The 6,924-nt window shown below is 67.0% G+C and carries 8 protein-coding genes; 4 read left to right on the plus strand and 4 right to left on the minus strand.

Going from position 1 to position 6,924, the window contains the following annotated elements:
* Positions 1-106 precede the first annotated feature (106 nt).
* Positions 107-1,138, minus strand: a complete 1,032-nt coding sequence (locus NFW05_RS02440; RefSeq protein ID WP_295302478.1) for a PstS family phosphate ABC transporter substrate-binding protein — start codon at positions 1,136-1,138, stop codon at positions 107-109.
* 194 nt (positions 1,139-1,332) lie between these two features.
* Here NFW05_RS02440 and NFW05_RS02445 point away from each other — a divergent pair, with 194 nt between their 5' ends.
* Both NFW05_RS02445 and NFW05_RS02450 read left to right on the plus strand, forming a co-directional pair.
* The gene (locus tag NFW05_RS02445) at positions 1,333-2,085 is read left to right on the plus strand and encodes an SDR family oxidoreductase (protein WP_295302480.1); all 753 of its coding nucleotides are present in this window, start codon (positions 1,333-1,335) and stop codon (positions 2,083-2,085) included.
* Positions 2,082-2,939 carry a pyruvate, water dikinase regulatory protein gene (locus NFW05_RS02450; RefSeq protein ID WP_295302482.1) on the plus strand — a complete coding sequence of 286 codons (858 nt, stop codon included), beginning with the start codon at positions 2,082-2,084 and terminating at the stop codon, positions 2,937-2,939. Before NFW05_RS02445 ends, NFW05_RS02450 begins: the two co-directional genes overlap by 4 nt.
* Before the next feature lie 17 nt (positions 2,940-2,956).
* Here the strand turns inward: NFW05_RS02450 and NFW05_RS02455 are convergent, their stop codons facing one another.
* The 3 genes from NFW05_RS02455 to cls form a co-directional block, all read right to left on the minus strand.
* Complete coding sequence (locus NFW05_RS02455; RefSeq protein ID WP_295302484.1) at positions 2,957-3,277, minus strand: AzlD domain-containing protein; 321 nt, start codon at positions 3,275-3,277, stop codon at positions 2,957-2,959.
* Positions 3,274-3,957 (minus strand): AzlC family ABC transporter permease, encoded by a 684-nt coding sequence (locus tag NFW05_RS02460; protein WP_295302494.1) that lies wholly within the window; start codon positions 3,955-3,957, stop codon positions 3,274-3,276. Before NFW05_RS02460 ends, NFW05_RS02455 begins: the two co-directional genes overlap by 4 nt.
* 71 nt (positions 3,958-4,028) lie before the next feature.
* On the minus strand, positions 4,029-5,462 hold the full coding sequence (gene cls / locus NFW05_RS02465; RefSeq protein WP_295302486.1) for a cardiolipin synthase: 1,434 nt from the start codon (positions 5,460-5,462) through the stop codon (positions 4,029-4,031).
* Positions 5,463-5,667: 205 nt separating this feature from the next.
* Between cls and NFW05_RS02470 the strand changes: the two genes are divergently transcribed.
* Complete coding sequence (locus NFW05_RS02470) at positions 5,668-6,330, plus strand: MarC family protein (protein WP_295302488.1); 663 nt, start codon at positions 5,668-5,670, stop codon at positions 6,328-6,330.
* A gap of 321 nt (positions 6,331-6,651) precedes the next feature.
* Entirely contained in the window at positions 6,652-6,906 is a 255-nt protein-coding gene (locus NFW05_RS02475; RefSeq protein ID WP_295302490.1) for a hypothetical protein, read from the plus strand.
* Positions 6,907-6,924 lie beyond the last annotated feature (18 nt).

Consider the following 6,924-nt stretch of genomic DNA (forward strand, 5'->3'; position numbering starts at 1 on the left):
AGGGGAAGTCAGCGACTGCCCGCGCCCGGCGCGTGCAGTCGATCGTCCCGGTGTACTCGAGGCCGCACGATCCGGCGGGACGCCGGGAGCGCGGCGCGGCCGACGGTCAGGAACCGTGGATCAGCGCACGGAAGATCTGCAGAGAATCGGCCGGACGCATGCGCGCCTTGTTCTCGCCGCCATAGACGCTGCCGACTTTCTTCGCCGCGATACGTTCGAGGTTCTCGGAATAGGCTCTAGGCTGCAGCGGCAGATAGTTCGCTTCGACGACCAACTGCGACGCGTTCTTCATCGCGAAGTCGACGAAGTCCCTGACCGCCGGCTTTTCGAGCGACTTCTCGCTGACGTAGAGGAACAGCGGGCGCGACAGCGGCTGGTAGCGACCGCTGCGCACGTTGTCGACGCTCGGCAGGACGGCGGCCTCCTTGCCTTCGCTGATCGCCACGGCCTTGAGTGCCTTCTGGTTCTCGACGTAGTAGTCGAGACTCAGGTAACCGATCGCGTCCTTGTCGGCAGCGACGCGCTGGGCAAGGACCCCGTGGTCCTCGGCGGTACTGACGTCGCTTCGGCTAGACCGCGGCGTCCCGACGATCACTTCGGTGAACGATTCGAAGCTTCCCGAGTCGGCGCCCGGCGCGTAGAGCTTGATCTTCTGCGCAGGCCAGGCCGGGTTGAGGTCCTTCCAGGTATTGACCTTGCCCTGCGCGCGAGGCTCCCAGAGACGTCTCAGCTCATCGACGCTGAGGCTGCTCACGAAATCATTCTGCGGATTGACGATGACGGTCAGCGCGTCATAGGCGATCGGCAGTTCGTAGAAGCGGACGCCGGCCTTGCTGCACTCGTCCATTTCCTTCTTGAGAATCGGCCGCGAGGCGCTGGCGATGTCCGTTTCGCCGCGGCAGAACTTGGCAAAGCCGCCATGAGTCCCCGAGACGCCGATATTCACGTGCACCTCGTTGAGCTTGAAGCGCTGGAATTCCTGGGCGACGAGTTCGGTGATCGGATAAACGGTACTCGAGCCATCGATCCGGACGACCGGCGACGCAGCGAATGCCTGCGCGCTGAAGACCAGCGCAGCGGAGAGGGCGAGCGCCCTGAAGAGGGGGGCGGCGGGTCGATCGGACTGGCGGCTTTGCATGAGGCATCTCCCTGAGTGAATTGAAACGGCACACAGATTGTCTGACGATCGTGTGACGACTTGATGACGATTTCTGATCCGTGTTCCCGGGCGGGGAACCCGGCCGGTTGCGGGACGAATTGCGCGGCCTTTGGCGAGGGCCGATAATGGCGCGCCGCCAGCCGAGCCCGGCGGCGGCCAGCGGGAGACAGCGAATGGATTTGTGGTCATGTCCGGCGGTGGTCACCGGGGCGGCATCCGGCCTCGGCGCCGAGACCGCGCGTTACCTCGTCGAGGCCGGTGCGCGGGTGACGGTGATCGACATCGACGCCGACGGCGTGCGCCGTCTCGGCGCCGAGATCGGCGCGCACGCGATCCACTGCGACGTCGCCGATGCGCTCGCTGCCGAGCAGGCGCTGGCCAGCGCTCGCGCCAGGCACGGGGCGGCTCGGGTTCTCGTGCATTGCGTCGGTCGCGGTCACGCGCAGCCGATCGTCGCCGCCGACGGGCCGATGCCGCTCGACCAGTTCCGGCAACTCGTCGAGGTGAACCTGATCTCGACCTTCAACATGCTGCGCCTCGCCGCCGCCGACATGGCTCGCCTGCAGCCGTTGGCCAACGGCGAACGCGGGGTGATCCTGTCGACGGCGTCGGTCGCCGCCTATGAAGGGCAGAGTGGCGAGGCGGCGTATTCCGCGTCGAAGGGCGGGGTGGTCAGCATGATCCTGCCGGCGGCGCGCGAACTCGGGCCGCTGGGCATCCGCGTCGTCGGCATCGCTCCGGGCCTCTTCGGCACGCAGACGCTGTTCCACATGGAGAAGAACCTCGACTCGCGCCTTGCGCACCAGATCCCCTTCCCGCACCGCTTTGGCGATCCGGCCGAGTTCGCGATGCTCGTCCTGCACGTGCTCAAGAACGTGATGATCAACGGCAGCGTGCTGCGCCTCGACGGAGGCTACCACCGGTGACCGACACCGCACCGGTGAGCGAGTCCGAGGGAGTCGGGAGGACGATCGTCCTCTACCTCGTCTCGCATGCCTCGGGCGAGATGATCGAAATGCTCGCGCGCAACGCGGTCACCCAGCTCTCCGGGGTCGAGGCGAGGCGGCGGATCTGGAAGATGGTCCGCCACCTCGAGCAGATTCCCGAGATCCTCGGCGAACTGGCCAGCTGCCCCGGCTACGTCCTGCACAGCATCAGCCATACCGACATCCGCGAGGCGCTCGAGGACGGTTGCCGGCACCTCGGGTTGCCCTGCCAGTTCGCGCTCGAGCCGCTGCTCGGCCAACTCGCCGAGTATTCCGGGGCGGCGATCCGCAGCCACAGCAGTTCGGGCGATGCGTTCGACGAAGACTACTATCGCCGCGTCGAGGCGATGAAATATACGCTGGCGCACGACGACGGGCTCGGCAGCGACGACCTCGACGGTGCCGACGTGATCGTCGTCGGCGTTTCGCGGGCGACGAAGACGCCGACCTGCATGTACCTCGCGTCGCGCGGGATCAAGGCGGCGAACGTGCCGCTGGTTCCGGGAGCGCCGTTGCCGTCGGGACTGCTGCGCGCGAACGGACCGCTGATCGTCGGGCTGACCGTGGACCCGGCGCGGCTGGCGATGATCCGCGCGGCGCGGCTGAGCGCACTCAGGGACGAGGCCAACGCCGACTACGCCGACCTCGACGCGCTGCGCAAGGAGGTGCTGGAAGCGCGTCGCCTGTTCGTACGCTGGGGTTGGCCGATGATCGACGCCAGCCACCGCTCGATCGAGCAGACCGCATCGATGATCATCGCGATGCTCAGGAAGCGTGCCGGCGACGCCCGCTGAACGGCGATCGTTCGCTCTCAGACGAGCAGCCGGTGGACGGCGAAAGCGGCGAGCCCGGCGGCGATGGTCAGCAGCAGCCTGCGCGTGGCGATTCCCGAAGCCAGCGCGACCAGAGCCGCGACGAGGTAAGCGTTGGCCAGCGAGAGATCCCACTGCCCGCGTGGTAGCAGCACCGCGGGAACGGTGATCGCGGTGAGCACCGCCGGCGGGATGAACTTCAGCGACTCGGCGAGCCACGGCGCCATGCGGATGCGTCCGGCGACGCCGAAGAGCAGATAGCGGATGCCGAAGGTGACCGCGACCATCCCGCCGATCATCCACGCTTCGCTGGTGCTCATCGCCGGTTCGCCTCGCGGCGTGCGCGCCCGGCGCGCTGGGCGGCGATCCCCGAGCCGACGCCGGCGAGCGTCGAGACGACGAGGCCGAGCCGGTACGGCAGATCGATGGTCAGCAGCGAGGCGATTCCCGCGGTTAGCGCGCAGACCACCGCCGGGCGGCTGCTCAGGAAAGGGATGACCATGCCGATGAAGGTCACCGGCATGGCCACGTCGAGGCCCCAGTCCTGCGCGTCGGGAAGGCGGTTGCCGAGCAGCAGGCCGGCCGCGCACCAGAACTGCCAATTGAGATACATGGCGATCGACGAACCCAACTGGTACCAGTGCTTGCACGGCGAAGCGTCGTCCTTCCCGTAGCGATGCACGCTGACCGCGAAGGTCTCGTCGGTCAGCCAGAAGGCCAGCGGGATCCGCCAGCACTGCGGCAGGTCCTTGAGATGGGGGAGCAGCGTCGCGCTGTAGAGCAGGTGCCTGAGGTTGACGATCAGGGTCGTGAACACGATGATCGCCACCGGCGTCTGCGCGGCGACGAGGCCGACGGCGATGAACTGCGACGAGCCGGCGAAAACCAGCGCCGACATCGCCAGCGTGGCCACGGCCGACAGTCCGGAGCGCGCGGCGAGCGCGCCGTAGATCAGCGCGAAGGGCAGCGCGCCGAGGAGCAGCGGCAGCGTATCGCGCATTCCGGAGAGGAACTCGCGCTGGCGAAGGTCAGGCAAGCCGTCCACTGGCGTGTCGTCGTTCGGCGAGGGGCTCAGAGCAGCGGACTCATCACCTGCACCGCATTCTCGACGAGACGCCGCCAGCGTGGCCGAGAATGCCAGTGTTCGACGTCGACCGGCTGCGATCGCGCCTCGTACTCGCGCTGCAGCCGGCGCACCTCGGCCGAGAAACGCTGGTCGTAGGCGATCAGCGAGATTTCGAAGTTGAGCTCGAAGCTGCGCAGATCCAGATTGACGGTTCCGAAGATCGTGATCTGCTCGTCGATGACCATACTCTTGGTATGCAGCAGGCCGTCGGTGAAGCGCAGGATCTCGATACCCACGGCGAGCAGGTCGTCGGTGTACGAGTCGCTGGCGTAGCGCACGAGCACCGAGTCGATTCGCTTCGGGACGATCAGCACGACGCGCACGCCGCGAATCGCCGCCGAACGCAGTGCGCTGAGCAGCGGCTCGCTGGGCACGAAGTACGGGGTGGTCAGGACGATCTCGCTCCTCGCCGCATAGACTGCGGTGAGCAGAAGCGCCTCGATGTGCCGCGTCGAGGACTGCGGGCCAGAGGGGAAGATCTGGACGCGGCAGTTGTCGGTCAACGAGAGGATCGGCGGCTCGGGCGGCGCAAAATCGGCGCCGGTCTGCAGTGCGGTCAGCGACAGCGAGACGGCTTCGAGAGCCCACGCCGCCGGCCCTTCGATGCGCACCATCGCGTCGACCCACTCGCCGACCCCGGCGTCCTTTTTGAAGAAACGGGGATCGGCGATGTTCATGCTGCCGGTGTAGGCGACCGAGCGGTCGATCACCGCGATCTTGCGATGGTCACGCAGATCGAGGCGAACGAACAGCGCGCGCAGCGGATTGACCGGCAGGACCTCGACGATCTCGACGCCGGCCGCGCGCAGACGCTCGATCGCCGGGCTCCGGAAAAACTCGCGGCTGCCCAGCGAGTCCATCAGCGCGCGACAGGAGACCCCGCGGAGGGCGGCGTCGACGAGCGCCGAGATGAGATCGTCGACGAATCCGCCCGGGCTCCAGATATAAAACTCGAGGTGCACGGACTGGCGGGAATTGTCGATGTCGGCGATCAGCGTGCGCATGATCGACTCGCTGTCGGTGAGCAGGCGCAGCCGGTGTCCGCCCATCAGCGGCAGGCCGGCGAGGCCGCTGGCCAGCCGGCTGACGCTCTCGGCGGCCGGGGTCAGCGTGCTCGCCGGGACGATGTCGGTCGCCGGGATGCCGCGCGCCCAGCACAGGATCTGCGGCTGCAGGTTGATCGCCCGGCGCATCCACGTGCGGCCGAGCCGGCGCTCGCCGATCAGCAGGTAGGCGAGCGCGCCGATCGCCGGGACGAGGATGACCAGCAGCAGCCAGGCGAGCGCAGTCCCGCGCGAACTGCGGCGGGAGAAGATGCGCAGCGAGACGACGACGGCGAGCAGGACATAGACGACCGACAGGAGGAAGCTCAGCGACATGGCCCCGAGTATGCCGCCGTGCGCGTGATCCGGTCAACGCGACGCCCGGCTACCCGAGCCGCTGCCGTTGTGCTAGCCTCGCCCGGCCCGGTATGCTGCCCGGCCCGGTACGCTGCCCGGCTTGGGCGCAATCCGGCGCGGGCGTGCCTGCCCGGGGATTCTGAAAACCGCGTTGGCCAAGCCCGAGCTTCGAGGACTGCTGCGTATGACTCCGACCCTGACCCTGTTCATCAGCCTGTTCACCACCCTGCTGGCGATCATCAATCCGCTCGAGGCCATCCCCGTCTATCTGGGTCTGACCGACGGCCAGCCGGAGGCCGAGCAACGCCGCGTCGCCTGGCAGGCGTGCTGCTACGCGCTGCTGCTGAGCTTTTTCTTCCTGCTTTTCGGCACCGTGCTGCTGCGCGTCTTCGACGTGCCGCTGAGCATGGTGCGCGTCGTCGGCGGCGTGATCCTGACTCGTGTCGGTTTCGAACTGTTCAATCCACCGCCGACCGGCGGGATCATCCCCCGCGGCGACAGTGGCGACGCGAACGTCGCCTTCGTTCCGCTGGCCATGCCGATCATGTTCGGCCCGGGGGCGATCGCCACGCTGATCAGCATGGCCTCGACGATCAAGCAGTCGCCCGGCGAACTGACCCATTTCATCGCCGCCAGCGCGGCGATCGTCGCCTGCATGGCCACCACCTACCTGTCGCTGATCTACGCCAAGCCGATCCTGCGCCGGATCGGCAAGCAGGGAATCGATGCCGCGACACGGATCGTCGGCTTCTTCGTCGCGGCGATGGGCATGGGCCTGATCTTCCACGGTGCCGTCGAGTTCCTCGAGCCCTACACGCTCGTCGGCCGGGCTGCGACCGGCGGCTGAGAGGTTGCGAAGAAATCGTCACGAGCAGGCCGACATGCCAGGCGCGAGCGAGCGAACGACGAGACATATCAGATAGATAGGCGAGGAGTGATCGAGTGAGCAACGCCGCAGACTGGCCGCGCAGTAGATTTACTCACAACCTCTGAGCGGCGCGCCGCCAGGTCGCAGGCAGGCAACGGTGGCCGCCAGCGGGCTGTCGTGAATTGTCGGTTTTCTGTCTGCAAATGTCGATCGGCCGGGCGCACGCGCGGTTGATAATCGCGCGGCGGCCGGCGATCGCCGACGTTCGTACACTGACCATGGTCGATGGGAGATCGAAAGATGAACAAAGGGAAATACTGGAGTCTGGTTCTGCCGGTCGGCGCGGCGCTGCTGACCGGCTGTGTGTCGCAGCAGACCTACGACCAGCAGGTCCAGCAGACGCAGACCGCGCTGGCGCTCGAGCGGCAGTATCAGGCGCTCAACCAGCAACTGCAGTCCGAGATTGCCGCCGATCAGGTGCAGATCCGGCAGCTCCAGGACAAGCTGGTGATCACTTTCGTCGACATGATTAGCCACAATGTTCAGCAAACCTGATCACGCGCTCTGGCCGAG

It is taken from the genome of Accumulibacter sp., from assembly GCF_023806625.1.
Lineage (GTDB): Bacteria > Pseudomonadota > Gammaproteobacteria > Burkholderiales > Rhodocyclaceae > Accumulibacter.